Origin of the sequence: Bradyrhizobium sp. NBAIM08 (genome assembly GCF_020193935.1) — a bacterium.
In the GTDB taxonomy this organism is placed as follows: Bacteria; Pseudomonadota; Alphaproteobacteria; order Rhizobiales; family Xanthobacteraceae; genus Bradyrhizobium; species Bradyrhizobium yuanmingense.
The window spans coordinates 1-400 of record NZ_JADYVR010001016.1; the positions used below are offsets into that span (position 1 = coordinate 1).

At 55.8% G+C, this 400-nt stretch carries 1 protein-coding gene; it reads left to right on the forward strand.

All coding sequences use genetic code 11. The features are described from left to right. Positions 1–237, forward strand: a 237-nt coding sequence (locus tag I6F37_RS43225; protein WP_225154867.1) for a heme-binding protein, incomplete at its 5' end; no start/stop codon positions are given. Positions 238–400: the final 163 nt, after the last annotated feature.

Sequence of the window (400 nt, forward strand, 5' to 3'; positions counted from 1 at the left end):
GCGCTAGCCAATCAAAACGGCGTGGTATTTTTTCCCGGAAGTTCGCCGCTGTATACGTCAGGCAAATTAGTCGGTGGATTTGGTGTTAGCGGCGACGGGGTAGACCAGGATGATGTGGTTACTGCTGCCGGCCAAGTCGGCTTTGCTGCCCCCGATCGTCTCCGCGTCGACCAGTATGTCGTCGGCGGAGTTCGCTTGCCATTCCAAAAGTACAATCGCAATCCCCAGGGAGCCTGATCTGCGCGAGCGATTGTCTTTTTACAAAAGCTTTGCCTCACCCGGGATTTGCGTGCGCAGCACGCGACCAGCTGTTTTTAGTGGGTCGCTCCTACCGGGTGCGACAGTCTTAAATGAATTGACGCTCTCGCCCTCCACTACAGGTGGCACCATACGCCATTTC